The sequence below is a fragment of the Pseudomonas sp. LFS044 genome (genome assembly GCF_047978245.1).
In the GTDB taxonomy this organism is placed as follows: domain Bacteria; phylum Pseudomonadota; class Gammaproteobacteria; order Pseudomonadales; family Pseudomonadaceae; genus Aquipseudomonas.
Genome location: NZ_JBFPFX010000003.1, coordinates 102,613 through 126,429 on the forward strand (window position 1 = coordinate 102,613; position 23,817 = coordinate 126,429).

The window sequence follows — 23,817 nt, forward strand, 5'->3', positions numbered from 1 at the left end:
GTTTGCGCTTTTGCGCCGGGTACTGAGGTATTGTTGTGAAATTCACGTATTCAGCCAGTTCAACGGCCTTGCACAAACGGCCGTCGAGGCAGAAAAATTAATAGCTGAAACGTTTAATCTGACCAAGCGGCCACGTTACTCGATAATCTTCCGGGGAAAAAGCCCCATCCTGTCGGACAATTGCGACAATGGTCGTCTGCGCGTGGCGGCCAGCCCGGGTCAAACTACGTGGTCTGGTTGTACAGCCAGCCCCGGTAATAACAAGGAAAATTCGGTGAAACTCAGCGATATCGCCCGTCTGGCCGGTGTGTCCGTGACCACTGCCAGTTACGTCATCAATGGCAAGGCCGAACAGCAGCGCATCAGCAACAGCACCGTCGAGCGCGTGCGTGCGGTGGTCGAGGCCCATGGCTTCACGCCCAACCCGCAAGCGGCGGGCCTGCGCAGCCGGCACACGCGCACATTGGGCTTCATTCTCCCGGATCTGGAGAACCCCAGCTACGCACGCATCGCCAAGCAACTGGAACAAGGCGCCCGCGCCCGTGGCTATCAGTTGCTGATCGCCAGCAGCGATGACCAGCCCGACAGTGAGCGCAAGTTGCAGCAGCTGTTCCGTGCCCGTCGTTGCGATGCCCTGTTCGTCGCCAGCTGCCTGCCACCAGAGGATGACAGCTACCGTGAGCTGCAGGACAACGGCTTGCCGGTGATCGCCATCGACCGGCGCTTGAACCCGGCCCATTTCTGTTCGGTCATCAGCGACGACCGCGATGCCAGCCGCCAGTTGGCCGACAGCCTGCTGGCCACCGCACCACGGAGCATCGCCCTGATCGGTGCGCGCCCCGAACTGTCGGTCAGCCAGGCCCGCGCCGGTGGTTTTGACGAAGCGGTGCAAGGGTTCGCCGGCGATGTCCGCCGTTATCAGGGCGAGGCGTTCAGCCGCGAGTGCGGCCAGCGCCTGATGCAGCAACTGATCGACGAACTGGGCGGCCTGCCGGATGCCCTGGTGACCACGTCCTACGTGCTGCTGCAGGGTGTGTTCGACACACTGCAAGCGCGCCCGGCCGATTCTCGCCAGCTGCAGTTGGGCACCTTCGGTGACAACCAGTTGCTGGACTTCCTGCCGCTGCCGGTGAACGCCATGGCCCAGCAACACGGCCTGATCGCCGCTACGGCCCTGGAACTGGCCCTGGCCGCGATCGAAGACAAGCGCTACGAACCCGGCGTGCACGCCATCGGTCGCACCTTCAAGCAACGCATTCCAGCGGCCTGAACATGCGCCTGATCGACACCCACACCCACCTGGACTTCCCCGACTTCGACGCCGACCGCCCGCGCCTAATGGCCAACGCGGCGGCGCGCGGGGTGGAGCGTATGGTGGTGTTGGGTGTGTATCAGGCGAACTTCCAGCGGGTCTGGGACCTGGCCTGCAGCGATGCGCGCATTCATGCCGCGCTGGGGCTGCACCCGATCTACCTGGAAAAGCATCGCCCCGAGCACCTGGTGCACTTGCGCGAGTGGCTCGAACGCCTGCGCGGTGACCCGCGGTTGTGCGCCGTGGGCGAGTTCGGCCTTGACTACTATGTCGAAACGCTGGACAAGCAGCGCCAGCAAGCGCTGTTCGAAGCACAGTTGCAGATGGCCTGTGATTTCGACCTGCCCGCCCTGCTGCACGTGCGCCGCAGCCATGCGCAGGTGATTGCCACGCTCAAGCGCTACAAGCCGGCAAGGGCGGGGATCATTCACGCCTTCGCCGGCAGTTATGAAGAAGCGCGGGAGTACATCAAGCTCGGTTTTCGCCTTGGCCTTGGCGGTGCAGGGACATGGCCGCAAGCCTTGCGCTTGCGCAAGACCCTGCCGCGCTTGCCGCTGGAAAGCATCGTGCTGGAGACCGATTCACCGGACATGGCGCCGGTGATGTTTGCCGGCGAGCGCAACAGCCCCGAGCATCTGCCCGAGATCGCCCAGGCACTGGCCGAGGTGATCGGCATCGAGGCGGAACTGTTGGCTGAGGCCACTAGCAAAAATGCCTGTGAGTTGTTTGGTTGGTAGGGCGGGCCTCTTCGCGGCTCAAGCCCGCGCCCACATTTCTCAATGCCTGACTAAACCCTGAACGCCCCGATCAACCGCTTCAACTCCACCACCTGCCCCGACAATGCCCGGCTGGCATCCTCGGTCTGGCAAGCCCCTTGGGTCGTGTCCTGCGCTGCCCGGTTGATCGCGACTATGTTCTGGTCGATGTCATGGGCCACCGCCGTCTGCTGCTCGACCGCTGCAGCGATCTGCTGGTTCTGTTCGACGATGCCTTCGACCGCACCCAGGATGTTGCCCAGCGCCTGCTGCACCTTCCGCGCTTCATCAACCGTACCGGCGGCCATCTGATGGCTACTGCCCATGGCCCGTACCGCCGCGCCGACGCCGTCCTGCAAGCGCTGGATCATCAGCGCGATCTGCGCGGTGGAATCCTGGGTGCGCCTGGCCAGGGTACGCACTTCGTCGGCGACCACGGCAAATCCACGCCCTTGCTCACCGGCCCGCGCCGCCTCGATGGCGGCATTGAGCGCCAGCAGGTTGGTCTGCTCGGCGATGCTGCGGATCACCTCCAGTACCTGGCCAATCGCCCGGCTGTCATCTGCCAGCTGATTGATCGCCAGCACGGTCTGGTCGATTTCTGCGGCCAGGCGGCCGATGCTGCCTTGCTGGCTTTCCACCAGCGTGCGGCCATTGGCGCTCTCGCGATTGACCTGCTGCGCGCCATCGGCGGCCAAGGCGGCGCTGCGCGCCACTTCCTGCGCGGTGGCGCTCATCTGGTTCATCGCCGTGGCGACCTGTTCGATCTGTTCGCGCTGGCCGCTGACGGCCTGATTGCTGCGCGCCGACACCGCCAGCACTTGACCGGCCTGCTCCTCGACTGCCACCACGGTGTGGCCGACCTGGTCGATCAGGCTACGGATACGGCGTACGGTTTCACTGAAGCCTTGGGCCAGTTCGCCGAGTTCGTCGCGGCTGTGGGCCTGGAAGCTGACGGTCATGTCACCCGCCGCCACCTTGTCCATCGCGCCACTCAGCCTGCGCAAAGTCGTCCGGGTTGATACGTAGAAGCCGCCATACAAGTAGAGAATCAGCGCAAATACGCCCGCCAGCACTGCACCCAAAGCGAGCATGCGCAGGTGTTGCTGGGCCAGGCGCGCCTGCAATTGCTCTTGCAGATACGCAACGATCGCCTCATTCAATCGATAAGTGTCGGCGATCAACGCGCTGGCCTGTTGATAAAATTCCGGCCAAGGCGCATCCAGGGTTTGCGCGACCACCACCTGCTCTTCAAATAACGCAGCCGCTTGCTTGACTGAACGCCTGCTTGCCTCGGCCACATCAGCCAGGCTTTTTCTGAGGCCGGCATCACTGGCCAGGGCGTCATCCACACGTAGCCCATAGTCTGCTGCCAACCGTTCAAGCCGTTGCAGCAAGTCTTCGAAGCGGGCGCTACCGGACGAGTCGATGAAGCCTCTGCCCAGCGCAATCGCGCCCATCGCCCGGCCCTCGCCCAAGGCCTGGGTGACCTGGGCTGTGGCAGTGCCCAGCAACTCGCTCAGCTGGCGCAGCGAAGCCTGGCTGTCCTGGCTCAAACCGGATTGGCTCGCGATCAGCTTGTTCAGCACCTGGGCTTGAGTCAGCAACTGCTCGACCAGGGCGACCTTGTTCTGCAAGGACGATTCGGCCTCGGCGATGGCGAAGGCTGCAGCCAGTTCGTCGAGTTTGGCCTGGGGTACGGAGTCATGGCCTTGCAATGCCTGCAACTGCGCCTGGGCCTTGCCCTGCAGCGTGGCAATGCGAGCTTCCAGGTCACCGGCCTGGCCCGACTGACCGAGCACGGCGTTGATCTGCAGGAGGTTGCCGAGGGTTTCCAGGTCTGCCCGCAATCCCAGGCTGGCCTTGAGCGGGTCGATGCCCTGCAACTCGGCACGGGTGGCCTGGTACTGCTGGTACGCGTCGCGCATCAGGTAGCTGCTGGTGACCAGCATGGGCAGGAAAAACAGGACGCTGATGAGGCTGAACTTCTGGCCGAAGCTCAGCCGGTTCATCAGTGCAATGGCCGGGTAGAGCAGACGCTTCACTGGCACCTCCTTGGATTCTTTTTGTTCTGCGAGGGGTAGCACTAGGCCACCTGTATAGCGCAGAACTGATCGGAGGTTTGTAACTTAAGGTTAACCAAAAGCAGCAAGGTGCGGGAGCGGCCTTGCCGGGGCGCCCCTACACAAGCACCGTCCACAGCGCAAACCCGGCATACCACAGCACCGCGCAGCGCAGCAGCAGTTCCCACAGGCTGTCCAGCCGGCCCAACCCACGCAGGCTTTCCTCTTCGTCGGGGATGTCGTCGGCAATCCGCCCGACCCTGGCCACCAAATGCGCGGCACTGATGTGCCAGTTGAGCAGTTCGTGCAGCATCACGCGGGTCACCGCGACAAAATTGCCGACCAAGGCAAAGCTCACGGCCAGCACCCGCACCGGCAGCCAGTCCATGATGTGCCGCAACTGTTCGGCACGGGCCTTGAGCGCAGGTTGGTGGCTGTTATCGGCAGTCAACGCCAACAAGCGATAGGCAAGCGCCGCCCCTGGGCCGAGCACGAAGTACCAGAAGATCACGGCAAAGAAGCTTTGATACGCCTGCCACAGCAGGTAACCCTGCACCCGCACCAACAAGCCATGGGGCTCTTCGGCCACCAGCCCCAGGTCACGCTCGGCCACATGCAGCGCCCCCTGGTCGTCGCCACGCCGCCAGGCATCGCGGAAAGGCCCGAGGGCGGCTTTGGCATCCCCGCGGCCCAAGCTGTAGATCAGCACCAGCAGGTGCACCGGCAGGGCAAGCAAGCCATAGGCAACCGGGTCGAGCACATGCAGCAGTAATACCAGCACCGCCACGGGGGCCAGCACCAGAATGGCCAGGCTCCACCAGGGGTGCACTTTGCCGCTGCGCTCCAGGCGCACCAGTTCACCGAGGAAGAAACCATCGCGTTGCACCTGATGGCGCAGGGCGGAGAATTTCTCGAACCACAGCGCCAGCATCAACACCAGAAAACTCATGCCTTGTCCTCTTTGGCTTGCACGGCGGCTCGGTATCGCAACCAGTCGAATGCAGGGCCCGGGTCGGTCTTGCGTACCGGGGCAATATCGCTATGGCCCTGGATGCGGGCCATGTCGATGGCCGGCCAAGCCGCCTGGATCTGCCGGGTCAGTTGCTCCAGCACGCTGTACTGGGCATCGCTGTAGGGCAGGTCATCGGTGCCCTCCAGCTCGATACCGATGGAAAAGTCGTTGCAGCCCTCACGCCCGTCGAAGCATGACACGCCCGCATGCCAGGCACGGTCGAGCAACGACACGAACTGCGTCACCGCGCCGTCGCGCTCGACGAACAGATGCGCCGACACGGTCAGGTGGCTGATGCTGGCAAAGTAGGGATGCTCGTTGGGGTCCAGGCAGTTCTGAAAGAATTGCTGGACTTTGCCGCTGCCAAAGCAGGCCGGCGGCAGGCTGATGTTGTGAATCACCAGCAGGGAAATCGATTCGCCTTCGGGGCGCGCGTTGAAGTTCGGCGAAGGGCAGTGGGTGATTCCGTTTCCGTGGAACCAGCCGGTGGCACGGTCCAATTGCATGGGGCAGATCCTGTAAAGCGCCGGGTACACGAGCGCAGTATGCCCTGCGAGGGCGGCGCTGTGCATGTGAATCCTGCAGCCGTGGGTCAATGCACCTGCTTTTGCCGCAAGCCTTGGAGCACGGCATCCAAAGCCCGTTCGAACAGCAGGCGGTCATCAAGCACCCGTGCTTCGCCGCGACGCAGCGCTTGGGCGAGGCCTGCCACGGTCCACTGGCTTACCTTCATCCCGTTGCGCTTGGCGAACACCAGGCGGTCGCTGCTCTCCATGCGCGCCACCAGCTTGCAGCGCAGCGGCTCATCCTCATCAAGCACTTCCACCCAGCTACCGATACGCAACCGCTGCACCGCACGCAGGTGGGCAACGTAGTCCCCGGGTTGGTGCAGCGGGGCGCAAGCGGCCTCGTCAGCGATGGCCAGCACGATGTCTTCGGCCACCAGCACCTCGGCCACCTCGACAGGCGGCTGTCGGGGCCCCGCGCAAGCACGCAGGTGCAGTTGCTCGAGCTGCTGGAAAAAGTCGCGCGTCGCCACCGAATCCAGTGCCACGCTGGCAAGGCCTTCACGCAGGGCCTTGAGCAGGCCCGGTACCTGCTGCAAGAGTGCCTGCGGGTCACGGTTGGGAATGATGCTGGCAAGTAACGTATCCATGGTGGCCAACGCCTTGACCCACGCCGGGGAACGCTCCCCCTCTTTCAGCCAGGCCAGCAACAATACCTGGCTCCAGGCTTGCACCAGCATCTGCACCACCACTTCGGGCAGCACACGCCCGCGCAGCCGCTGGTTGAGTGCCTGCTGCACCTGCTGGCGGGCCTGCAAGGCACGCACCCGCCCCTCTTCGGCGTCGCGGGTGCGTTGTTCGAGCAACTCGTTGCGTCGACGTTCGTCCTGGCTGTAGGCGAGGAAGTCTTCCAGCAGTTCGGCGAACAGTGCGCAGTCGTCGGTGAAGTCATTGAGCAGGCGCTGGACGATGTGTTCCACGCGCAGGTGCAGGCCATCACGCAAGCCTTCGTTGCCGCTCTCCCAGCCAATCGCAGCGTCGCCGATCTCGTTGAGCAGGCGACGGGCCGGGTGGCTGGCGCGGCTGAACAGCCCCTTGTCGAGCAGCGCCACCTTGAGCAGGGGGATGTGCAGACGAACGATCAGCGCGCGCAGGCTGGCTGGCAGGTTGTCGTCGCCCTGGATGTGGTCGAACAACAGGCCGACCAGGTTGATCGTGTCTTCATCGGCCGGGGCAATACGCCGACGGGTGCCACTGCGCACGCTGACCCGCAACAGCAGTTGTTCGAGTTGCTGGCCGAGATCGAAACCGTCCTCATCGAGGGTGGCCGGCACATAGTGCTGCAGGTGCGAAAGCAGGCGCAGCAGGTCGGGGTTGCTGATCGGCTGGGCCGTGGCGACCCGCTGCAAGCGTGGTGCGATGCGCCCACGCGCCGGTGCAAGCAAGCCCTGCAGCGAGGCGAAGAAAGCCTGCCCGGCATCGTCCGCGCCGAGGGTATCGCCCGGCGCGTCCCCTGGGGGCACCCGCCGCGCGCCCAGGCGGCGGTCCGCAACTCGTCGACGTGGCGCCGGGGCCAGTTCTGCCAGCACGCCGGCGGTAGCCAGCAACTGGTTGGCATCGCCATAAAGCACGTCGATGTCACGCAGCACATAGCGTTCGAAAAGCTTCAGCAGGATCAGTTTGACCCGCAGGCCCACCCCCAGGTTACGCCCGGCTTCGAGGAAGTACCCGCACAGCGCAGCAGGGCCGAGCGGGTTGCGCTGCGGATCCACGGGGCACTCGAGCAGGGCCTGCAAGCGCAGGCTCAGTTGGCCGAGGGCAACACCGTCACGCGCCAGCACGCGTGCAACCATGCCGTCGATGGTCGTTGCACGCTCGCGTTGCGCCGTGTTGCGCAGGCTATCGGTCGCGGCCATGAAACCCGGAGGGGCGGCCTGGCAGATGCGCGCAAAGCTGTCGTGAAAGCTGTCGAGAAAGCCGCGCTCGATACTTTTGCGCTTGAGGCGCAAGTCGCGCATGGCTTCGAAATACAGGTTCTGGTCGGCGCGTTCGGTGGCTTTGTCGGCCATCTCGAACAGGGTATTGTCGGCGTTGTTGAACAACGCCAGCAGGCCCTGACGCAATTGCAGGGCGGCCTTGTCGCGCACCTGCAAAAGCAGCACCGGGAGGCAAGGCAAGGGCGTACGCGCGCCGCGATCGATGGCGGCCACCAGGGACACCACCTTGCCTTCTTCATGCATCCCGAACTCCTTGCAGGGTGACGTGTTTGATAGGGCGACGGATCGTCAAAGCTATGACGCCAAATAGTGGGCGCCATTATCGGTAAAATTGCCGACGCCCGCCAGCAGCACTTGGCTTGCGGGTAAATGACTGTATTTTTTGCAAAATGCTCACGCGACCTGACCAAAGGTGTGCCGCAAGGCGGCTGTACACCACGCCCCCCTGCCCTATAATCGGCGGCACCTAGCTTGTGGAGCCGACCATGCCGAACCTACGCCTTGCCGACCTGACCGCCGAGATCGAAGCCAACGTGCGCCGCGCGCTGCTGGAAGACATAGGCAGTGGCGACATCACCGCACAGCTGATCCCGGCCGAGCGCCTGGCCAAGGCCACCATCATCACCCGCGAAGAATGCGTGATTGCCGGCACCGCCTGGGTCGATGCCGTGTTCCGCCAGCTCGACCCGCGCGTGGCGGTGCACTGGCAGGTGGTCGATGGCGAACGCGCCACGGCCAATCAGGTGCTGTTCCACCTTGAAGGCCCGGCCCGTTCGCTGCTCAGCGGCGAGCGCAGCGCGCTGAACTTCCTGCAGATGCTGTCGGGTGTGGCCACCCGTGCGCGCTCGCTCGCAGACTTGGTCGAGGGCACCCAGGTGCATTTGCTAGATACCCGCAAGACCCTGCCCGGCCTGCGCCTGGCGCAGAAGTACGCGGTCACCTGCGGCGGGTGCCACAACCACCGCATCGGCCTGTACGACGCCTTCCTGATCAAGGAAAACCACATCGCTGCCAGCGGCGGCGTGCCCGAAGCCGTCGCGGCGGCGCACCGCATCGCCCCGGGCAAGCCGGTGGAAATCGAGGTGGAGAGCCTGGACGAGCTGCGCCAGGCGCTGGACGCCGGTGCCGACATCATCATGCTCGACGAGTTGAGCCTGGACGAAATGCGCGAAGCGGTGCGCATCACTGCCGGCAAGGCCAAGCTCGAGGCCAGTGGCGGGGTCAACGAAAGCACCCTGCGTGTGATTGCCGAGACGGGCGTGGACTACATCTCGATTGGCGCCATGACCAAGGATGTGAAGGCGGTCGACCTGTCGATGCGCCTGAGCCTGTAGGAGCGGGCTTGCCCGCGATGAGGCCGGTACAGCCGCAGCACATCAAAGGCAAAAAAAAACCGGCCAGATGGCCGGTTTTTTTATGCGTGAATCAGAACGAGGCGTTGGCCAGGCCGTCCAGATAACGCTCGACGTCCAGCGCCGCCATGCAGCCCGCACCCGCCGAGGTGATGGCCTGACGGTAGACATGGTCAGCCACGTCGCCTGCGGCGAACACGCCTTCGACGTTGGTGGCGGTGGCGTTGCCTTCACGGCCGCCATGGACCACCAGGTAGCCGTCCTTCAGGGTCAGCTGGCCTTCGAACAACGAAGTGTTCGGGGTGTGGCCAATGGCGATGAACACACCGTCGACCTTGATTTCGTCGCTGCTGCCGTCGTTGTTCTTCAGGCGCGCGCCGGTCACACCCATGTTGTCACCCAGCACTTCGTCCAAGGTGGCGTTGAGCTTGAGCTCGATCTTGCCTTCGGCAACACGGGCGTTCAGCTTGTCGACCAGGATCTTCTCGGCACGGAAGGTCTCGCGGCGGTGTACCAGGGTCACCTTGCTGGCGATGTTGGCCAGGTACAGCGCCTCTTCAACGGCAGTGTTGCCGCCACCGACCACGGCGACCGGCTTGTTGCGGTAGAAGAAACCGTCGCAGGTGGCGCAGGCCGAAACGCCCTTGCCCATGAAGGTTTCTTCCGAAGGCAGGCCCAGGTAACGCGCGCTGGCACCGGTGGCGATGATCAGTGCATCGCAGGTGTACTTGCCGCTGTCACCTTGCAGGGTGAACGGTTTGTTGGCCAGGTCGACAGCGTTGATGTGGTCGAAGACGATCTCGGTCTCGAAACGCTCGGCGTGTTCCTGCATGCGCTGCATCAGCGCCGGGCCGGTCAGGCCATGGGGGTCGCCCGGCCAGTTGTCGACTTCGGTGGTGGTGGTCAGCTGGCCACCGGCCTGCATGCCGGTGATCAGCAGCGGCTTGAGGTTGGCGCGGGCGGCGTACACCGCGGCGCTGTAACCGGCAGGGCCGGAACCGAGGATGATGACGCGCGAATGACGTACTTCAGACATGTCGAACTCCTGTCGAGCGGGCCGCAGGGGCCGGCATCGGTAGACCGGCTGCGCCAGCTGGAAATTAAAAAGGACCCACGCAGCACTTGGGGAAGGCTACAACGCGCAGGTCCAGAAACCGTAAAGTTGAGCGCACTGTAGCGAGGTGGCAAAGATTAAGGAAATATCCTTCGACAATCCACCTCATAGGCATCCTCTATATGTGAATTTCACCTCTGACAGGGGCTCCAAGGCTTTTGTTACAGCCGGTTTCCCGAACCTTGCTCACCTTTCGTCGGCGCGGCAAAGCCGGTAAGGTCAGCGCGTTTTCCCTTCTCTGCGGAGTATCTCGATGCAAGCCCCCGTCCTCTCTGGCCCCCAATACCTGCGCGAAGGCCTGAAACTGGTGCTGAGCCCCAATTTGCGGTTGTTCGTGCTGCTGCCCCTGGCGATCAACCTGCTGCTGTTCGGCGGCATGATCTACTTCGCCGGCCACCAGTTCGGCCTGTGGCTCGATGCCCTCATGCCTACCCTGCCCAACTGGCTGAGCTTCCTCAGCTATATCCTCTGGCCGCTGTTCGTCGCCTTGCTGGTATTGATGGTGTTCTTCACCTTCACCCTGGTGGCCAACATCCTCGCTGCACCATTCAATGGCTTCCTGGCCGAAAAAGTCGAAGTCGTGGTGCGTGGCGAAGACCACTTCCCGGCGTTCAGCTGGGGTGAGCTGGTGGCCATGGTGCCCCGTACCTTCGGCCGCGAGATGCGCAAGCTCGGCTACTTCCTGCCACGGGCCATCGCGCTGTTCATCCTGTCGTTCATCCCAGTGGTGAACGTGATAGCCGCGCCGCTGTGGCTGATGTTCGGCGTGTGGATGATGGCCATCCAGTACATCGACTACCCGGCGGACAACAACAAGATGAGCTGGCAGGACATGCTCGCCTGGCTGCGCAGCAAGCGCTGGCAGTCGCTGGGCTTCGGCGGTATCACCTACCTGGCGTTGATGATTCCAGGGGTGAACGTGCTGATGATGCCAGCGGCGGTGGCCGGGGCCACGTTGTTCTGGGTCAGGGAAGGACAAGCCGTCGACCGCACCAGGGAATAATTATTTACACCACCCCCGTTATCTTCGACAGGCTAAATCATCGTCGAACACCATTTGGTGTTTCTCTCTACAGGAGTAAACCAATGATTGACGACGATGACATCAAAAAGGAAATTCAGGATGAAGCTGAGACTCTTGATCGTCCAGAAGCGCCTGAAGAGGTCGATGAGGTAGTACTGGAGCCAGAAGCAGAACCGGCCCCAGAAGAGCTTGAAGAACCTGAAGCAACGGGCCCAATAGATCCGAAAGGCCCACTAGGCCTACGCGGGCGAGTAGGCTTGGAAGGGCCGTCGCTCACGAATGAAGAAAACGAAGCATTCGAAAAGATCCAGGGACGCGTTTACAACGTCCTCAAGGAGACGCTTGCAAAACATGATTTGGAATCTGCAACCAACTGGTTCGTCTACAGCAACGATGAGTTTGCCGAACAGCGCTCTGCCATTAACTTCCTGACATGGGCATTGATCAGCGGAGCACTGCATAAGCCGGAAAGCGTTGAGTACTCGGATGACAGCGGCGGCGAGCGCATGCTCGACAGCGACGGTAACTTCTGGGCCGCCTTGCAGGAAACGTTCGACCGGATGATGGAAATGCCACCCATTGCCTGACGCGCAAATGTGAGAGTGCATGGGCCTGCACACACGCGTTGAACGCAGACTCATGCATCAATAACCGCCCGCTCGGATGAGTACTTGAAAAAGGCACTTGATCATGAATGAAGATAGAGATTATCTGGACCTTACCGACATACCGGCACATTTACACGGGTTCGAAGTGCTCAAGCACAAGGCAACCTGGAGACTCGATGAAGCACTGCAGGGGCAAGGCATCGACATACCTGCCGATCAGCTGTTCATCAACAGCGTGAACAATCCCGTCGACAGGATTGTCACCAGCAGTACTGCATTGCCAACCTTTATTGCCAACGCAGTTCTAGAAAACAATCATCCTGTGATCACAGATGAGTTCAGCGGTGTATTTGGTGTGGCGTTCTCCTTCCAGGACGAACACCGCATCGATAGCAGGTTCGCTAGCATTGAAACCTTCGCGGCCATCGCCAGCGATGTTTATCAACAGCTGCAAGGCTGAGTAGGCGCTGTACCAAAACTGTGTAACGCCGTCACTGTAGGCGCTGGCTTGCCTGCGCCTACAGTTACAAACCCTAGTGGCTGAGCTGGCTTGAGAACTGCCCGACTGCATCCACCACCCTCTTCGCCCCTTCCTGAATCTCGACGATCACGCCACCGGTATCTGCGGCTAGCGCCAGCCCTTGCTCGGCCTGGCGTTTGCTGGTGTCGATGATATCCACCGCCGCCTGGGCCAACTGCTCGTTCTGTTGCACCACCTTGGCGATTTCTTCAGTGGCGGTGCTGGTACGTGAAGCCAGCTGGCGCACTTCGTCTGCGACTACCGCAAAACCACGCCCCTGCTCACCGGCCCGGGCGGCCTCGATGGCGGCATTGAGCGCCAGCAGGTTGGTCTGGCCGGCGATGTCGCTGATGGTCTTGATGATCGCGCCAATCACCTTGGACTGCTTGTCCAGCGCCTGAATGCCTTCGGCGGCATCCTGCATCGAACCTTCCAGGCCACGCATCACCTCAACCGTCTGGGTCACCACATCGGTGGCCTTGCGGGCACTGCTGTCGGTTTCCAGCGAGGTGTTGTAGGCAATGTCTGCTGCCTGCGCCACGGCCTGCTCCTGATTGACCTGATCGGTAATCACCGTGGCGAACTTGACCACCTTGTACAGCACGTCATGGGCATCCATGATCGGGTTGTAGGACGCCTCCAGCCATACCGTGCGGCCATGGGCATCGATCCGTTTGAAGCGATCGGCCACGTACTCGCCGCGGCGCAGCTTGTCCCAGAACGCCTGGTAACCTGCCGAGTTGGCTTCCTCCGGTTCACAGAACATGCGGTGATGCTTGCCGCGCACCTGCTCAAGGCTATACCCGACCGTTTGCAGGAAACGGTCGTTGGCGGTCAGCACCTGCCCATCCAGGTTGAATTCGATCACGGCTGTAGAACGCATCAGCGCCTTGATCAGGCTTTCGTGTTCGCGTGAGGCTTCGATGGTGCGGGTCAGGTCGCTGGAGTGCATCGTGAAGTACTTGATGCGCCCGTCGCTGCCCTTTACCGGTTGCAGGATCGAGCGCAGCCAGGCCTCTTCACCGGTACCACGCAGCAGGCGGAAGGCGCCATTGAGGTGCTCACCGCGGGTGATGGCGGTTTTCATGCGCTGATGGAAGTCGAGCTTCTTCACATGGGCCGGCACGATATCTTCGATGTGACGCCCGATCAGTTGCTCGGGGCGGTAGCGCATCTCTTTCTCGAAGTTGCCGTTGACCATCTCGATACGCCCCTGAGGGTCGAGCTGGAGCACCAGCATTTCGCTATCCAGGCTGTTCTTGACCTGCTCGACGGAAAACAGCTCCTCGCGCAGTTGCTGGATTTCTTGCTTGAGCTTGTTGTTGAACATCACCGCTCCCGGAGCGCATCACCTGATCGAATGCATCTCCATCGGCTGCCCAGGGTCGGTTCTTGAGTGCACGGCACGGAAATATTCACGCAGACGTTATACGCGTCATCTGCGCATCACCAGGCTGTCACATGAGCGCAACGCAGCAGGCGGAAACTTTTTGTCATGAACACACCTGCCCTACGCATCACCCTCGTCAGCGAAACCTTCCCGCCCGAAATCAACGGCGTGGCCAATACCCTTGGGCGCCTTGGCGATGGGTTGCGCCAGCGCGGGCATCACGTGGAAGTCGTGCGGCCCAGGCAGGTGGGTGAACAGCCTGCAGGTGATGCCCCTGACTTGTTTTTGTGCCGTGGCTGGGGCGTGCCGGGCTACCCGGGCCTGCAGTGGGGTGAGGTGTCGATGCACACACTGTTGCGCCGCTGGCGCCGGCACCGCCCGGATGTGCTCTTCATCGCCACCGAAGGCCCGCTGGGGCTGAGTGCGTTGCGAGCAGCGCGGCGCCTGGGCGTGGCCGTCGTCAGCGGTTTTCATACCAATTTCCCGCAGTATTGCGGGCAATACGGCCTCGGTTTGTTGGCACGTCTGCTTACGCATTACTTGCGCTGGTTTCACCGGCGTAGCGTTGCTACGTTGGTACCCAGCGCCAGCCAGCGCCTTGAACTGCAGCGGCGCGGCTTCGAGCGCCTGGTGCTGATGGCCCGTGGCGTGGATGCCGGGCTGTTCAACCCGGCCCGGCGCAGCCAGGCCTTGCGCGATGCCTGGGGGCTCGGCCCGGAAGATATCGCCGTGCTGCATGTCGGGCGCCTGGCCGCAGAAAAGAACCTGGGCCTGCTGCGCCCGTGCCTGCAAGCCTTGCAGAACACTTATCCACAGCGGCGGCTGCGCCTTGTCGTGGTCGGTGATGGGCCGCAGCGCGCCACCCTTGCACAGCAGTTGCCGGATGCCGTGTTCTGCGGTACCCAGCGCGGTGAGGCGCTGGCCGAACACTTCGCCAGTGGCGACCTGTTCCTGTTCCCGAGCCTGACCGAAACCTTTGGTAATGTGGTGCTCGAAGCGATGGCCTCGGGGCTGGCCGTGGTCGCTTATGACGAAGCCGCCGCCGCCCAGCACATCCGTCATGGCCACAGCGGCGCGCTGGCCATGCCGGGTGATCAGGCCGCCTTCATCGATGCGGCCTGCTGGCTGCTGGAGGAAAGCGAAACCTTGCGCCGAGTGCGCCTCAATGCCCGCCAACATGCCAGCCGCCAAGGCTGGTCGGCGATAATCGAGCAGTTCGAGGCGCACCTTTACGCCGCCTGCCACACGGTACGTGCGGGCCGCGAGCCCGCAGGCCCCGGCCTGGAAATCAAGCCAACGTCGCCAGCGCCTCGCGGCTGAACGGCAACACGTCCGCTTCACGCCCGTCGCGCACTTTCTGCGCCCACTCGGCATCCACCAACAGGGCCCGGCCTACCGCCACCAGGTCGAACTCCTCATCGCCCAGACGCCGCAGCAAGCCTTCCAGGCTGGCGGGTTGGGCCACCTTGTCGGTAGCGACCATGAACTGCAGGAATTCGCCATCGAGCCCGACACTGCCCACCGTGATGGTCGGTTTGCCCGTCAGTGCGCGAGTCCAACCGGCCAGGTTCAGCTCGGAGCCTTCGAATTCCGCCTCCCAGAACCGGCGGGTGGAACAGTGGAAAATATCCACACCCGCGTCGGACAGTGGCTTGAGGAACGCCGCCAGCGCCTCGGGTGTGTCCACCAGCCGTGCGCTGTAGTCCTGCTGCTTCCACTGCGAAAAGCGGAAGATGATCGGGAAGCCCGGCCCTACAGCTGCCCGCACAGCCTGGATCAGCTCGATGGCAAAGCGCGAACGGCCAGCCAGATCGCCGCCGTACTCATCGTCGCGGCGGTTGCTGGCCGCCCAGAAGAACTGGTCGATCAGGTAGCCGTGGGCGCCATGAATCTCCACGCCGTCCATGCCGATGGCCTGGGCATCGCGGGCCGCCTCGGCGAACGCTGCGATCACCTCACGGATGTCGTCGTGGGTCATGCCATGCACCTGCACCTGGCCGTCCTTGACCTTCTCGCTCGGGCCGAAGCCCGGCACGCTGGCATCAGGCTCGGTACCCAGGCGGCGCACCGCACCGACGTGCCACAGCTGGGGCACGATACGGCCGCCTTCGGCGTGCACTGCATCGACCACACGTTTCCAGCCAGCCAGTGCATCCTCACCATAAAAACGGGGGACATTGGCGTAGCCGTTGGCAGCCCTGTGCCCAACCGTGGTGCCTTCGGTGATGATCAGGCCTACCCCGGCGGCGGCGCGGCGGCGGTAGTACTCGACCACACCGTCGTGGGGCACGCCACCGGGGCAGAAGGTACGGGTCATGGGTGCCATGACGACACGGGTCGGCAGCTCGAGTGCGCCAAGGGTGAACGGCTTGAACAGGGGATGGGTGGACATGGGGGCGCTTCCGTCAGGGTGAGGAAATGCGCTGAGGTTAGGAGCAGTGGAAAGGTTGGCCCAGCATTATTGATCCGGGTGATTCTGCAGTATCGCCGGGGCCGCTTGGCAGCCCCTTGGATATTCAACCCAGCGCTTTCTCGATGGCCTGCACCACCGTCGGGTCATCCGGTGCAGTACGCGGCGCGAAGCGGGCCAGTACGCGCCCATCCTTGCCCACCAGGAATTTTTCGAAGTTCCAGCTGATGTCACCCGGAAACTCGGCACCCTCGCCGGCCAGCAGGCGATACAACGAATGACGCTGCGGCCCGTTGACCTCAAGCTTGGCGCCCAGGGGGAAGCTCACACCATAGTTGAGGCTGCAGAACTCCTGGATGTCCTTCTCGCTGCCAGGCTCCTGGCCGGCAAACTGGTTGCAGGGCAGGCCCAGCACATTGAAGCCCTTGCCCTTGAACTGCTGATGGAGCTTTTCCAGCGAAGCGTATTGCGGCGTCAGGCCACACTTGGAGGCGACATTGACCACCAGCACCACCTGGCCCTTGAACGGTGCCAAGGGCAGGTCCTGGCCGTTCAGCGCCTTCAACGTCAGGTCGTGAAATGCACTCATGATGAATCCCCTCTCAGGTTCCCAGTTGTCGCTGGGGCGAATTGCGCCCACTAAAAAGGCGCTCGTCCAAGCCGTTCACCTCCCGCGGGAGGCGTGTCGGCTTGTCCGAGCGCCTGGCGACTTTCTGAGCTTAGCGCAGAAAATCAGTGGTGATGGCCACCTTCACCGTGGATGTGCTTGTGAGCGATTTCTTCCTGGGTGGCGTCACGCACGTCAACAACCTTGACCTGGAAGGTCAGGCGCTGGCCGGCCAGCGGGTGGTTGCCGTCGACAGTCACGTCGTCGCCGTCCAGGTCACGGATGGTGACGATCTGCATCTGGCCGTCCGGCGCAGAAGCGTGGAACTGCATGCCCACTTCCAGTTCGTCGACGCCTTCGAACATGCTGCGGTTCAGGGTGCTGACCAGTTCGGCCAGGTATTCGCCGTAGGCATCTTCAGGCTCGATGGTGACGTTCAGTTCGTCGCCAGCCTGTTTGCCTTCCAGGGCTTTTTCCAGGCCCGGGATGATGTTCTGGGCACCGTGCAGGTAGACCAGCGGCGCGCCACCGGCGGAGCTGTCGATGGTCTCCCCGGCGTCGTTGGTCAGGGTATAGTCGATGGAGACAGCCTTGTTGGCGGCGATCAGCATGGGGCAAGACCTTTTGCAAAAGTATGTAGAACGGACAAGTGTAACCAACGCATCGTCTGATTGCGAACCCAGCAGGGACGAGGGGTGCCCCATCAGTCGGATCATTGGCTTCCACCAGGACGATGAGGGCCACTGGGTGGTCGACCTGTCCTGCGGCCACACCCAGCACCTGCGCCACCAGCCACCGTGGCAAGCGCGCCCTTGGGTGCTCGACCCCGAACAGCGCGCGCAGCGCATCGGCCAGGCTTTCGCCTGTGGCTGGTGTGCACAAGGGGCCGATAGCGCTACCCTTGCCCGTTGATTCCTTGCAACGCTTTATTTCGAGAAGCACGCATGCAGACATTTTTCATAGCGCCGACCGATTTCGGTGTCGGCCTGACTTCGATCAGCCTGGGCCTGGTGCGCACCCTGGAGCGCGCCGGGCTCAAGGTCGGCTTTTTCAAGCCGATTGCCCAGCCGCACCCTGGCGACACCGGCCCGGAACGTTCCACAGAGCTGATAGCCCGCACCCACGGCATCAAGCCGCCCAAGCCACTGAGCCTGGCCCAGGTCGAGCGCATGCTTGGCGATGGCCAGCTGGACGAGCTGCTCGAGGAAATCATTCGTCTTTATCAGCAAGCCTGCATCGGCAATGACGTGGTGGTGGTCGAGGGCATGGTGCCGACCCGCCATGCCAGCTATGCGGCGCGGGTAAACCTGCACCTGGCCAAGAGCCTGGACGCCGAAGTGATTCTGGTGTCGGCGCCGGAAAACGAAGTGCTCAGCGAACTGTCCGGACGGGTCGAACTGCAGGCCCAGCTGTTCGGTGGCCCGCGCGACCCGAAAGTGCTTGGGGTGATCCTCAACAAGGTGCGCACCGACGAGAGCATGGCCGAGTTCGCCACGCGTCTGCGCGAGCACTCGCCGCTGCTGCGTGGCGGCGACTTCCGCCTGCTCGGTTGCATCCCCTACCAGCCCGACCTGAATGCCCCGCGCACCCGTGACGTGGCCGACCTGCTGGGCGCGCAAGTGCTCAATGCCGGCGACTACGAACAACGGCGCATGAACAAGATCATCATCTGTGCACGCACCGTGGCCAATACCGTGCCGCTGCTCACCCCCGGCACGCTGGTGGTGACGCCGGGCGACCGCGACGACATCATCCTCGCCGTCAGCCTGGCGGCGATCAACGGTGTGCCGCTGGCCGGCCTGCTGCTGACCAGCGACAGCAAGCCCGATACACGCATCCTCGGCCTGTGCCGCGGCGCCCTGCAGGCCGGGCTGCCGATCCTCTCGGTGAGCACTGGCTCCTACGACACGGCCAACCAGCTCAACTCGCTCAACCGCGAAATCCCGGTGGATGACCGCGAGCGCGCCGAGTTCATCACCGACTTCGTCGCCAGCCACCTCGACGCGGCCTGGCTGCACCAACGCTGCGGCACCCCGCGCGAGCTGCGCCTGTCGCCAGCGGTGTTCCGCTACCAGCTGATACAGCGGGCGCAGCAGGCGAATAAACGCATCGTCCTGCCCGAAGGCGCCGAGCCATTGCTGGTGCAGGCTGCCGCTATCTGCCAGGCGCGAGGTATCGCCCGTTGCGTGCTGCTGGCAAAACCGGAAGAAGTCGAAGCCGTGGCCCGCGCGCAGGGCATCACCTTGCCGGCGGACCTTGAAATTCTCGACCCCGAGCTGATTCGCGGTCGCTATGTGGAGCCGATGGTCGACCTGCGCAAGAGCAAGAACCTCAATGCGCCCATGGCCGAGCAACAGCTTGAAGACCCGGTAGTGATCGGCACCATGATGCTGGCACTGGACGAAGTCGATGGCCTGGTCTCGGGCCTGGTGCACTCCACCGCCAACACCATCCGCCCTGCCCTGCAACTGATCAAGACCGCGCCGGGCGCAAGCCTGGTGTCATCGGTGTTCTTCATGCTGTTTCCCGAACAGGTGCTGGTGTACGGCGACTGCGTGATGAACCCGCACCCCAGCGCCAGCGAACTGGCCGAGATCGCCCGGCAGAGCGCCGAATCGGCACAAGCCTTCGGCATCGCGCCACGGGTAGCGATGATCAGCTACTCAAGCGACTCGGCGAGCGATGAAGAAGTGGAAAAAGTGCGCGAAGCCACGCGCCTGGCGCAGAGCGCGGAGCAGAACCTGCTGATTGATGGGCCGTTGCAGTACGACGCTGCCGCCAACCCTGATATTGCCCGCCAGCTCGCCCCCAACAGCCCGGTGGCCGGGCGCGCCACGGTGTTCGTGTTCCCCGACCTGAACACCGGCAACACTACCCACAAGGCGGTGCAGCGCAGTACCGACGGGGTCAGCCTGGGGCCGATGCTGCAAGGCCTGCGCAAGCCGGTAAACGACCTGCCACGCGGTGCTCAGGTGGATGACATCGTGCATACCATCGCCCTTACAGCTATTCAGGCCAGCGTCGTGCGCTGAAACCTGGGGGCTGCTGTGCAGCCCAATCGCCGGCAAGCCGGCCCCCCAGCGATGTGCAGCGGTTGCGATCCTGTGGGAGCCGGCTTGCCGGCGATAGGGCCGCACAGCGGCCCTGAAAACTCACGGGTACTGCTGAACCTGCCCCTGCTGGTCATACTGCTGACCCGGGATCGGCTTCAGGTTGACCTCTACCCGGCGGTTCTGAGCGCGGCCATTGGCATCGGCGTTGCTGGCAATCGGCTGGTCCGGGCCCATACCACGTACGGTAACGCGCGAGGCATCCACACCTTGCGAGGTCAGGTAGGCGCTGACCGCCTGGGCGCGGCGCTGGGACAAGTCCATGTTGTGCTGGCGGCTGCCGGTGCTGTCGGTGAAACCGACCACTTCGATGGTGTTCTGGTTGAACTGCTTGAACGAGGTCGCCAGGTTGTTCAGCGGCGAGTAGAAACTCGGCGCGATGTTCGCCGAATCGGTGGCGAAGGTGATGTTGCCCGGCATGATCAGTTTGATCTGGTCACCCTGGCGTTGCACTTCAACGCCGGTATTGGCCATTTGCGCACGCAGTTCGGCTTCCTGCTTGTCGGCGTAGTAGCCGTAACCGGCAGCGGCGGCACCGACAGCGGCGGCGCCAATCAACGCGCCCTTGCCACGGTTGTTGTGATCGATGGCGGCACCGGCGATGGCGCCGGCCAGCGCGCCCAGGCCACCGTACTTGGCGGTCTTGCTCATGCCCGTCGAGCCGCCCTGTGCCTGACCTTGGTTGTCATAAGGGTTCTGGCTGGCGCAGCCGGTCATCAGGGCTGCAGCGGTCGCGACGATAATCAGACGACGCATGGTGAACATGGACAAGCTCCTACAAAAATTCGTGTGTGCGGCAAATCGTGAATGGATCTATGCCAGCCTTGGATTACAGCGCGGCGAAATAATTCCATGAAAACCTGTTCATGCCCGCACGAACGGGTTCTCGCGCATTTCGTCGCCAAGGCGGGTATCCGGCCCGTGGCCGGTGACCACGATGGCGTCTTCATCCAGACGGTACAGCCGCTCCTTGATCGAACGAACGATAGCCCGTTGGTCGCCCCCCCACAAATCGGTCCGGCCAATGCCACGGCGGAACAGCGTATCCCCCGCTACCAACAGCTTGGCATCGGCGAACCAGAAGCTCATCGAGCCCGGCGTATGCCCTGGGGTGTGCAGGGCCACGCCACAGCCGCAGGCCAGCGCTTCGTCATCACCCAGCCAGCGGTCCGGCGGTGGCACCGGGGTGTAGGGTACGCCGAACATCTGGCACTGCATCTCCAGGTTGTCCCACAGCGGCTGGTCGTCCTTGTGCAGGTGCAAGGTGGCGCCGGTCAGCTCCTTGAGCTTGCCCGAGGCCAGGAAATGGTCGAAGTGCGCGTGGGTGTGGATGATGCTCACCAGGGTCAGGCCGTGGGCCTGCAGGCGGGCGAGGATCTTGTCCGGGTTACCGCCTGGGTCGACGACGATGGCTTTTTTGCTGAGCGGGTCGCCGATCAGGGTGCAGTTGCACTGCAGCGGGCCTACGGGGAAGGTTTCGCGGATGAGGGGGGGCTGGGAAAGCATCTGGGGCTACCGCTGCGAGTCGTGAGTGGGTGGAACCGGGCGCTTGCCTTTAGTGGTATGGCGCCAAGCAGATCGAGCGCCGCGCGGGCGGCGCTCGATTTCATGTGCGCAGGATAACCCAAGGCAAGCCCTGGGCCCCACGCGCTCAATCACGGCAAATACAACCGGAACAACCCACCCCCAAGCGCCCCGCCATTGGCAATCTCGATCCGCCCTTGCACCCCATCGCGCTCGTGCAACGCCGCAATCCGTGCCGCGAAATACAGGCCAAGCCCGGTGCTGCCACTCTGCCCGTCGATCCCGAGCGCGTAGTCCTGCTGCCGCTCGAGCAGGCGCGCGGGGTAGCCGGGGCCGTCGTCGTTGACGCTGATTACCAGTTGCTCGTCTTCTTCCTCGATGCTGATCAGCAGCGCATGCCCGGCGTAACGGGTGGCATTGGTGATCACGTTGGCGATCACCGAAGCGACCAGCTCACGGTCGAAGAAGCCCAGCGGGTTGTCGCTGTCGACACGCCAGGTGGCGAGGATGTCGTTGTGCTCAAGCACCTGCTGGTGGGCCGCCAGTTGCGCTTCGATGAAGTCGTCCAGCTCGTGGTAGTCCGGGCACACCGGAAGCTGGTTGACGCCCAGCTTGTACAGGCCCAGCAACTGCACCAGCATGCCGTTGAGGTGACGGAACTCATGCTCCATTACGCCCTGCTCGGTGCCACTGCGCAGCTCTTCGGGCAGGCGCGCCAGCCACTGGTCATGGGACTGGATGAGCGCGGACAACGAGTTTTTCAGGTCGTGCACGGTGGAGGCGATCACCGTGGAAAAATCCAGCCCCTGATTATCCTGGCTCATGCGCCGAAAACCTTGATGTGCAATTTGCGGTAGCGGTCATAGCGGCTGTCACTGGCAGGGATGCCTGCGACGCTGGTCAGGCAGCTGCGACACTCCTCCAGGATGGCAGGCGGGGTCACTTCGCCACCAATCCGCAACAGCGCCTGGGAGGTGTTGAGGGCAATGCTGATGTTCTTGGGCTGCAGCGACAATGCCCTGCGGAACATCTGCAAGGCCTCGTTGAGTTGCCCAGCCTGGTAGCTGCGCACGCCTTGGCGGTTGAGGTCGACTGCCTCGGTGACGGCGTTGAGCACTGCCGGGTCGTCGGTCAGCGCGGCTACACTCTGCATGACCTTGGGGTCATCACCATAGGTTTCCACACACGCCTTGAGGATGGTGTTCGCCGCGCCAGCCTGGTCGAGCCCTTGCAGCTGCCTGGCCACGGTCAGTGCTGCTTCGACCGAGAAGAACTGATCCATCTTTTCCAGCCGCTGCAGGGCCTGTTCGGTGAGCTTGGCGGCGGTATCGGCATCACCGGCCTGCTGCAGGCTGGCGGCCTTCATCATGCGCGCCCGCACCTGCAGGCCTTGATCGTCGAGGTTGTCCTTGGCCACCTCGCTGAGCACGGTGTTGATCTCGACCCGGGTGCGCGCATCCAGGCCAAAACCGGCGTTCTTGCTCATCAGTGCCTGCACCAACCCGAGGTTGCTCTCGGCATCCTTGTAGCGCGAACTCTGCCCCTGGTTCACCGCATGGCGGAAGGCTTTGGCCGCGCTCTCGAAGTCTTCGTTACCCAGCGCCAGCTTGCCCAGTGCAGCCTGGCGCCGCACTGCCAGGGGCGAGAGGCGCACCGCTTCTTCAAGCATGCCCTGGGCGCGCTTGGTGTCGCCTTGGGCCACCAGCACGTCGGCCATGCCGTCATACAGGCTCGGCATGATCGGGAACGCCTTGAGGCCTTGCTCGTAAACCCCCTGGGCCTGGGCGTTCTGGCCACGCTTGTGCATCAGGCTGCCCAATGCTGCGTACGCCCAAGGCTGCGGCCGGCTGGCAAGGATGCCCTTGAGGAACTTGTCGAGCTCTTCGAAACGGTTGAGGCCGCGCAGGGCATCGGCGCGGTAGCGCAGGCACAGCGGCGCGAAACGCGGGTCTTTCTTGCACAGCTCGGCGCACGCCGCCAGCACTTCGGCCGGGCGGCCGCGGTCCAGCGCTTGGAGGATAGGCTTGAGCAAGGTCTTGCGTTGCGTCAGTTTGTCGAGGCGCTGGGCCAGGCCAACCCGGTTGAACGGTTTGGTCAGGTACGCATCGGGCTCGTGCTCGAGCGCGCTGAGCACGATGGCCTGGCTGCTTTCGGCGGTCACCATGATGAACACGCACTCATGGCTGATGAGCTTGTCGAGGATCAGGTCCTCGAGCACTTGCTGGCCATTCTTCTTGCCATCACCCAGGTGAAAATCCTGAAGAATGTAGTCGTAGCGCTTTTGCCCGCACATGCGCAGGGCCTGCTCGCCGCTGTCGGCAGTGTCGACGTCGCGCACGCCCAGCTCACGCAGCATGGAGCGGGTCGACGTACGAAAGTCGGTGAAGTCATCGACGATCAAAAAGCTCTTTTGCCCGTACTGCAGCATCAACACGACCTGTATTGGATGATGGGAGGATGGCGCGGGGTGATGCATACCGCCGAATACTGTATCGGCCGCTGGTCGGAAAAGA

General features: G+C 63.1%; 22 protein-coding genes and 1 pseudogene. 9 read left to right on the forward strand and 14 right to left on the reverse strand.

The annotated features are described in order from the left end of the window. Positions 1 to 274: 274 nt before the first annotated feature. Together cra and ACNQPL_RS03260 are read left to right on the forward strand one after the other, a co-directional pair. Positions 275 to 1,270, forward strand: a complete 996-nt coding sequence (gene cra, locus ACNQPL_RS03255; protein ID WP_346614950.1) for a catabolite repressor/activator — start codon at positions 275 to 277, stop codon at positions 1,268 to 1,270. A 2-nt stretch (positions 1,271 to 1,272) separates the two neighbouring features. After that, positions 1,273 to 2,049 (forward strand): TatD family hydrolase, encoded by a 777-nt coding sequence (locus ACNQPL_RS03260; RefSeq protein WP_416465869.1) that lies wholly within the window; start codon positions 1,273 to 1,275, stop codon positions 2,047 to 2,049. A 50-nt stretch (positions 2,050 to 2,099) separates the two neighbouring features. On the opposite strand, the gene ACNQPL_RS03265 is transcribed toward ACNQPL_RS03260, so the two are convergent. The 5 genes and pseudogenes from ACNQPL_RS03265 to ACNQPL_RS03285 all read right to left on the reverse strand — a co-directional run bounded on the left by ACNQPL_RS03265 (position 2,100) and on the right by ACNQPL_RS03285 (position 7,888). Continuing rightward, positions 2,100 to 2,813, reverse strand: coding sequence for a methyl-accepting chemotaxis protein (locus ACNQPL_RS03265; protein ID WP_416466033.1), 714 nt, complete (start codon positions 2,811 to 2,813; stop codon positions 2,100 to 2,102). A 144-nt stretch (positions 2,814 to 2,957) separates the two neighbouring features. Then, positions 2,958 to 4,079, reverse strand: a pseudogene (locus ACNQPL_RS03270) (HAMP domain-containing protein); the annotation flags it as partial. Positions 4,080 to 4,248: 169 nt separating this feature from the next. Then, complete coding sequence (ampE, locus tag ACNQPL_RS03275; protein ID WP_416465871.1) at positions 4,249 to 5,079, reverse strand: regulatory signaling modulator protein AmpE; 831 nt, start codon at positions 5,077 to 5,079, stop codon at positions 4,249 to 4,251. Then, positions 5,076 to 5,648 (reverse strand): 1,6-anhydro-N-acetylmuramyl-L-alanine amidase AmpD, encoded by a 573-nt coding sequence (ampD, locus tag ACNQPL_RS03280; protein WP_416465873.1) that lies wholly within the window; start codon positions 5,646 to 5,648, stop codon positions 5,076 to 5,078. Before ampD ends, ampE begins: the two co-directional genes overlap by 4 nt. Positions 5,649 to 5,734: 86 nt before the next feature. Further along, positions 5,735 to 7,888 carry a DUF1631 domain-containing protein gene (locus ACNQPL_RS03285; RefSeq protein WP_416465874.1) on the reverse strand — a complete coding sequence of 718 codons (2,154 nt, stop codon included), beginning with the start codon at positions 7,886 to 7,888 and terminating at the stop codon, positions 5,735 to 5,737. 242 nt (positions 7,889 to 8,130) lie between these two features. Here ACNQPL_RS03285 and nadC point away from each other — a divergent pair, with 242 nt between their 5' ends. After that, a complete protein-coding gene (gene nadC / locus ACNQPL_RS03290; protein ID WP_346614944.1) occupies positions 8,131 to 8,979 on the forward strand; it encodes a carboxylating nicotinate-nucleotide diphosphorylase in 849 nt (282 codons plus the stop codon). A gap of 91 nt (positions 8,980 to 9,070) precedes the next feature. On the opposite strand, the gene trxB is transcribed toward nadC, so the two are convergent. Further along, complete coding sequence (gene trxB, locus ACNQPL_RS03295; protein ID WP_346614943.1) at positions 9,071 to 10,033, reverse strand: thioredoxin-disulfide reductase; 963 nt, start codon at positions 10,031 to 10,033, stop codon at positions 9,071 to 9,073. 331 nt (positions 10,034 to 10,364) lie between these two features. Between trxB and cysZ the strand changes: the two genes are divergently transcribed. The 3 genes from cysZ (at position 10,365) to ACNQPL_RS03310 (ending at position 12,203) form a co-directional block, all read left to right on the forward strand. Next, positions 10,365 to 11,114 carry a sulfate transporter CysZ gene (gene cysZ / locus ACNQPL_RS03300; protein WP_416465876.1) on the forward strand — a complete coding sequence of 250 codons (750 nt, stop codon included), beginning with the start codon at positions 10,365 to 10,367 and terminating at the stop codon, positions 11,112 to 11,114. Positions 11,115 to 11,197: 83 nt separating this feature from the next. Then, positions 11,198 to 11,722 carry a hypothetical protein gene (locus ACNQPL_RS03305; protein ID WP_416465878.1) on the forward strand — a complete coding sequence of 175 codons (525 nt, stop codon included), beginning with the start codon at positions 11,198 to 11,200 and terminating at the stop codon, positions 11,720 to 11,722. Positions 11,723 to 11,825: 103 nt separating this feature from the next. Continuing rightward, positions 11,826 to 12,203 (forward strand): hypothetical protein, encoded by a 378-nt coding sequence (locus ACNQPL_RS03310; RefSeq protein ID WP_346614936.1) that lies wholly within the window; start codon positions 11,826 to 11,828, stop codon positions 12,201 to 12,203. 73 nt (positions 12,204 to 12,276) lie between these two features. Here ACNQPL_RS03310 and ACNQPL_RS03315 read toward each other — a convergent pair whose 3' ends face one another. Beyond that, positions 12,277 to 13,593 (reverse strand): methyl-accepting chemotaxis protein, encoded by a 1,317-nt coding sequence (locus ACNQPL_RS03315; RefSeq protein WP_416465880.1) that lies wholly within the window; start codon positions 13,591 to 13,593, stop codon positions 12,277 to 12,279. A gap of 165 nt (positions 13,594 to 13,758) precedes the next feature. On the opposite strand from ACNQPL_RS03315, the gene ACNQPL_RS03320 reads away from it, so the two are divergent. After that, positions 13,759 to 14,973: a glycosyltransferase family 4 protein gene (locus ACNQPL_RS03320; RefSeq protein ID WP_416465882.1), complete on the forward strand. Its 1,215-nt coding sequence runs from the start codon at positions 13,759 to 13,761 to the stop codon at positions 14,971 to 14,973. Here the strand turns inward: ACNQPL_RS03320 and ACNQPL_RS03325 are convergent. The 3 genes from ACNQPL_RS03325 to ACNQPL_RS03335 form a co-directional block, all read right to left on the reverse strand. Beyond that, positions 14,942 to 16,045: an NADH:flavin oxidoreductase gene (locus ACNQPL_RS03325; protein ID WP_416465884.1), complete on the reverse strand. Its 1,104-nt coding sequence runs from the start codon at positions 16,043 to 16,045 to the stop codon at positions 14,942 to 14,944. The genes ACNQPL_RS03320 and ACNQPL_RS03325 overlap by 32 nt on opposite strands. Before the next feature lie 124 nt (positions 16,046 to 16,169). Next, positions 16,170 to 16,652 carry a glutathione peroxidase gene (locus ACNQPL_RS03330; RefSeq protein ID WP_346614932.1) on the reverse strand — a complete coding sequence of 161 codons (483 nt, stop codon included), beginning with the start codon at positions 16,650 to 16,652 and terminating at the stop codon, positions 16,170 to 16,172. A 143-nt stretch (positions 16,653 to 16,795) separates the two neighbouring features. Beyond that, positions 16,796 to 17,281: a peptidylprolyl isomerase gene (locus tag ACNQPL_RS03335; protein ID WP_346614931.1), complete on the reverse strand. Its 486-nt coding sequence runs from the start codon at positions 17,279 to 17,281 to the stop codon at positions 16,796 to 16,798. On the opposite strand from ACNQPL_RS03335, the gene ACNQPL_RS03340 reads away from it, so the two are divergent. Further along, positions 17,280 to 17,582, forward strand: coding sequence for a DUF3565 domain-containing protein (locus tag ACNQPL_RS03340; RefSeq protein WP_346614930.1), 303 nt, complete (start codon positions 17,280 to 17,282; stop codon positions 17,580 to 17,582). The two genes, ACNQPL_RS03335 and ACNQPL_RS03340, sit on opposite strands and share 2 nt — an antisense overlap. Positions 17,583 to 17,614: 32 nt before the next feature. Continuing rightward, positions 17,615 to 19,702 (forward strand): phosphate acetyltransferase, encoded by a 2,088-nt coding sequence (gene pta, locus ACNQPL_RS03345; RefSeq protein ID WP_416465887.1) that lies wholly within the window; start codon positions 17,615 to 17,617, stop codon positions 19,700 to 19,702. 120 nt (positions 19,703 to 19,822) lie between these two features. Here pta and ACNQPL_RS03350 read toward each other — a convergent pair whose 3' ends face one another. The 4 genes from ACNQPL_RS03350 to ACNQPL_RS03365 all read right to left on the reverse strand — a co-directional run bounded on the left by ACNQPL_RS03350 (position 19,823) and on the right by ACNQPL_RS03365 (position 23,732). Next, positions 19,823 to 20,545 carry an OmpA family protein gene (locus ACNQPL_RS03350; RefSeq protein WP_346614928.1) on the reverse strand — a complete coding sequence of 241 codons (723 nt, stop codon included), beginning with the start codon at positions 20,543 to 20,545 and terminating at the stop codon, positions 19,823 to 19,825. A gap of 99 nt (positions 20,546 to 20,644) precedes the next feature. Next, on the reverse strand, positions 20,645 to 21,286 hold the full coding sequence (locus ACNQPL_RS03355; protein ID WP_416465889.1) for an MBL fold metallo-hydrolase: 642 nt from the start codon (positions 21,284 to 21,286) through the stop codon (positions 20,645 to 20,647). 149 nt (positions 21,287 to 21,435) lie between these two features. Next, positions 21,436 to 22,128 carry a HAMP domain-containing sensor histidine kinase gene (locus ACNQPL_RS03360; RefSeq protein ID WP_346614926.1) on the reverse strand — a complete coding sequence of 231 codons (693 nt, stop codon included), beginning with the start codon at positions 22,126 to 22,128 and terminating at the stop codon, positions 21,436 to 21,438. After that, positions 22,125 to 23,732 carry a response regulator gene (locus ACNQPL_RS03365; RefSeq protein ID WP_416465891.1) on the reverse strand — a complete coding sequence of 536 codons (1,608 nt, stop codon included), beginning with the start codon at positions 23,730 to 23,732 and terminating at the stop codon, positions 22,125 to 22,127. The genes ACNQPL_RS03360 and ACNQPL_RS03365 overlap by 4 nt, the downstream gene beginning before the upstream one ends. Positions 23,733 to 23,817: the final 85 nt, after the last annotated feature.

What these genes read in the sequence shown, in the direction of transcription:
- ACNQPL_RS03260 (WP_416465869.1), top strand. Translation starts at nt 1,273, where the DNA reads ATGCGCCTGATCGACACCCACACCCACCTGGACTTCCCCGACTTCGAC.
- ACNQPL_RS03265 (WP_416466033.1), bottom strand. Translation starts at nt 2,813, where the DNA reads ATGAACCAGATGAGCGCCACCGCGCAGGAAGTGGCGCGCAGCGCCGCC.
- ampE (WP_416465871.1), bottom strand. Translation starts at nt 5,079, where the DNA reads ATGAGTTTTCTGGTGTTGATGCTGGCGCTGTGGTTCGAGAAATTCTCC.
- ampD (WP_416465873.1), bottom strand. Translation starts at nt 5,648, where the DNA reads ATGCAATTGGACCGTGCCACCGGCTGGTTCCACGGAAACGGAATCACC.
- ACNQPL_RS03285 (WP_416465874.1), bottom strand. Translation starts at nt 7,888, where the DNA reads ATGCATGAAGAAGGCAAGGTGGTGTCCCTGGTGGCCGCCATCGATCGC.
- nadC (WP_346614944.1), top strand. Translation starts at nt 8,131, where the DNA reads ATGCCGAACCTACGCCTTGCCGACCTGACCGCCGAGATCGAAGCCAAC.
- trxB (WP_346614943.1), bottom strand. Translation starts at nt 10,033, where the DNA reads ATGTCTGAAGTACGTCATTCGCGCGTCATCATCCTCGGTTCCGGCCCT.
- cysZ (WP_416465876.1), top strand. Translation starts at nt 10,365, where the DNA reads ATGCAAGCCCCCGTCCTCTCTGGCCCCCAATACCTGCGCGAAGGCCTG.
- ACNQPL_RS03305 (WP_416465878.1), top strand. Translation starts at nt 11,198, where the DNA reads ATGATTGACGACGATGACATCAAAAAGGAAATTCAGGATGAAGCTGAG.
- ACNQPL_RS03310 (WP_346614936.1), top strand. Translation starts at nt 11,826, where the DNA reads ATGAATGAAGATAGAGATTATCTGGACCTTACCGACATACCGGCACAT.
- ACNQPL_RS03315 (WP_416465880.1), bottom strand. Translation starts at nt 13,593, where the DNA reads ATGTTCAACAACAAGCTCAAGCAAGAAATCCAGCAACTGCGCGAGGAG.
- ACNQPL_RS03320 (WP_416465882.1), top strand. Translation starts at nt 13,759, where the DNA reads ATGAACACACCTGCCCTACGCATCACCCTCGTCAGCGAAACCTTCCCG.
- ACNQPL_RS03325 (WP_416465884.1), bottom strand. Translation starts at nt 16,045, where the DNA reads ATGTCCACCCATCCCCTGTTCAAGCCGTTCACCCTTGGCGCACTCGAG.
- ACNQPL_RS03330 (WP_346614932.1), bottom strand. Translation starts at nt 16,652, where the DNA reads ATGAGTGCATTTCACGACCTGACGTTGAAGGCGCTGAACGGCCAGGAC.
- ACNQPL_RS03340 (WP_346614930.1), top strand. Translation starts at nt 17,280, where the DNA reads ATGGGGCAAGACCTTTTGCAAAAGTATGTAGAACGGACAAGTGTAACC.
- ACNQPL_RS03335 (WP_346614931.1), bottom strand. Translation starts at nt 17,281, where the DNA reads ATGCTGATCGCCGCCAACAAGGCTGTCTCCATCGACTATACCCTGACC.
- pta (WP_416465887.1), top strand. Translation starts at nt 17,615, where the DNA reads ATGCAGACATTTTTCATAGCGCCGACCGATTTCGGTGTCGGCCTGACT.
- ACNQPL_RS03350 (WP_346614928.1), bottom strand. Translation starts at nt 20,545, where the DNA reads ATGTTCACCATGCGTCGTCTGATTATCGTCGCGACCGCTGCAGCCCTG.
- ACNQPL_RS03355 (WP_416465889.1), bottom strand. Translation starts at nt 21,286, where the DNA reads ATGCTTTCCCAGCCCCCCCTCATCCGCGAAACCTTCCCCGTAGGCCCG.
- ACNQPL_RS03360 (WP_346614926.1), bottom strand. Translation starts at nt 22,128, where the DNA reads ATGAGCCAGGATAATCAGGGGCTGGATTTTTCCACGGTGATCGCCTCC.
- ACNQPL_RS03365 (WP_416465891.1), bottom strand. Translation starts at nt 23,732, where the DNA reads ATGCTGCAGTACGGGCAAAAGAGCTTTTTGATCGTCGATGACTTCACC.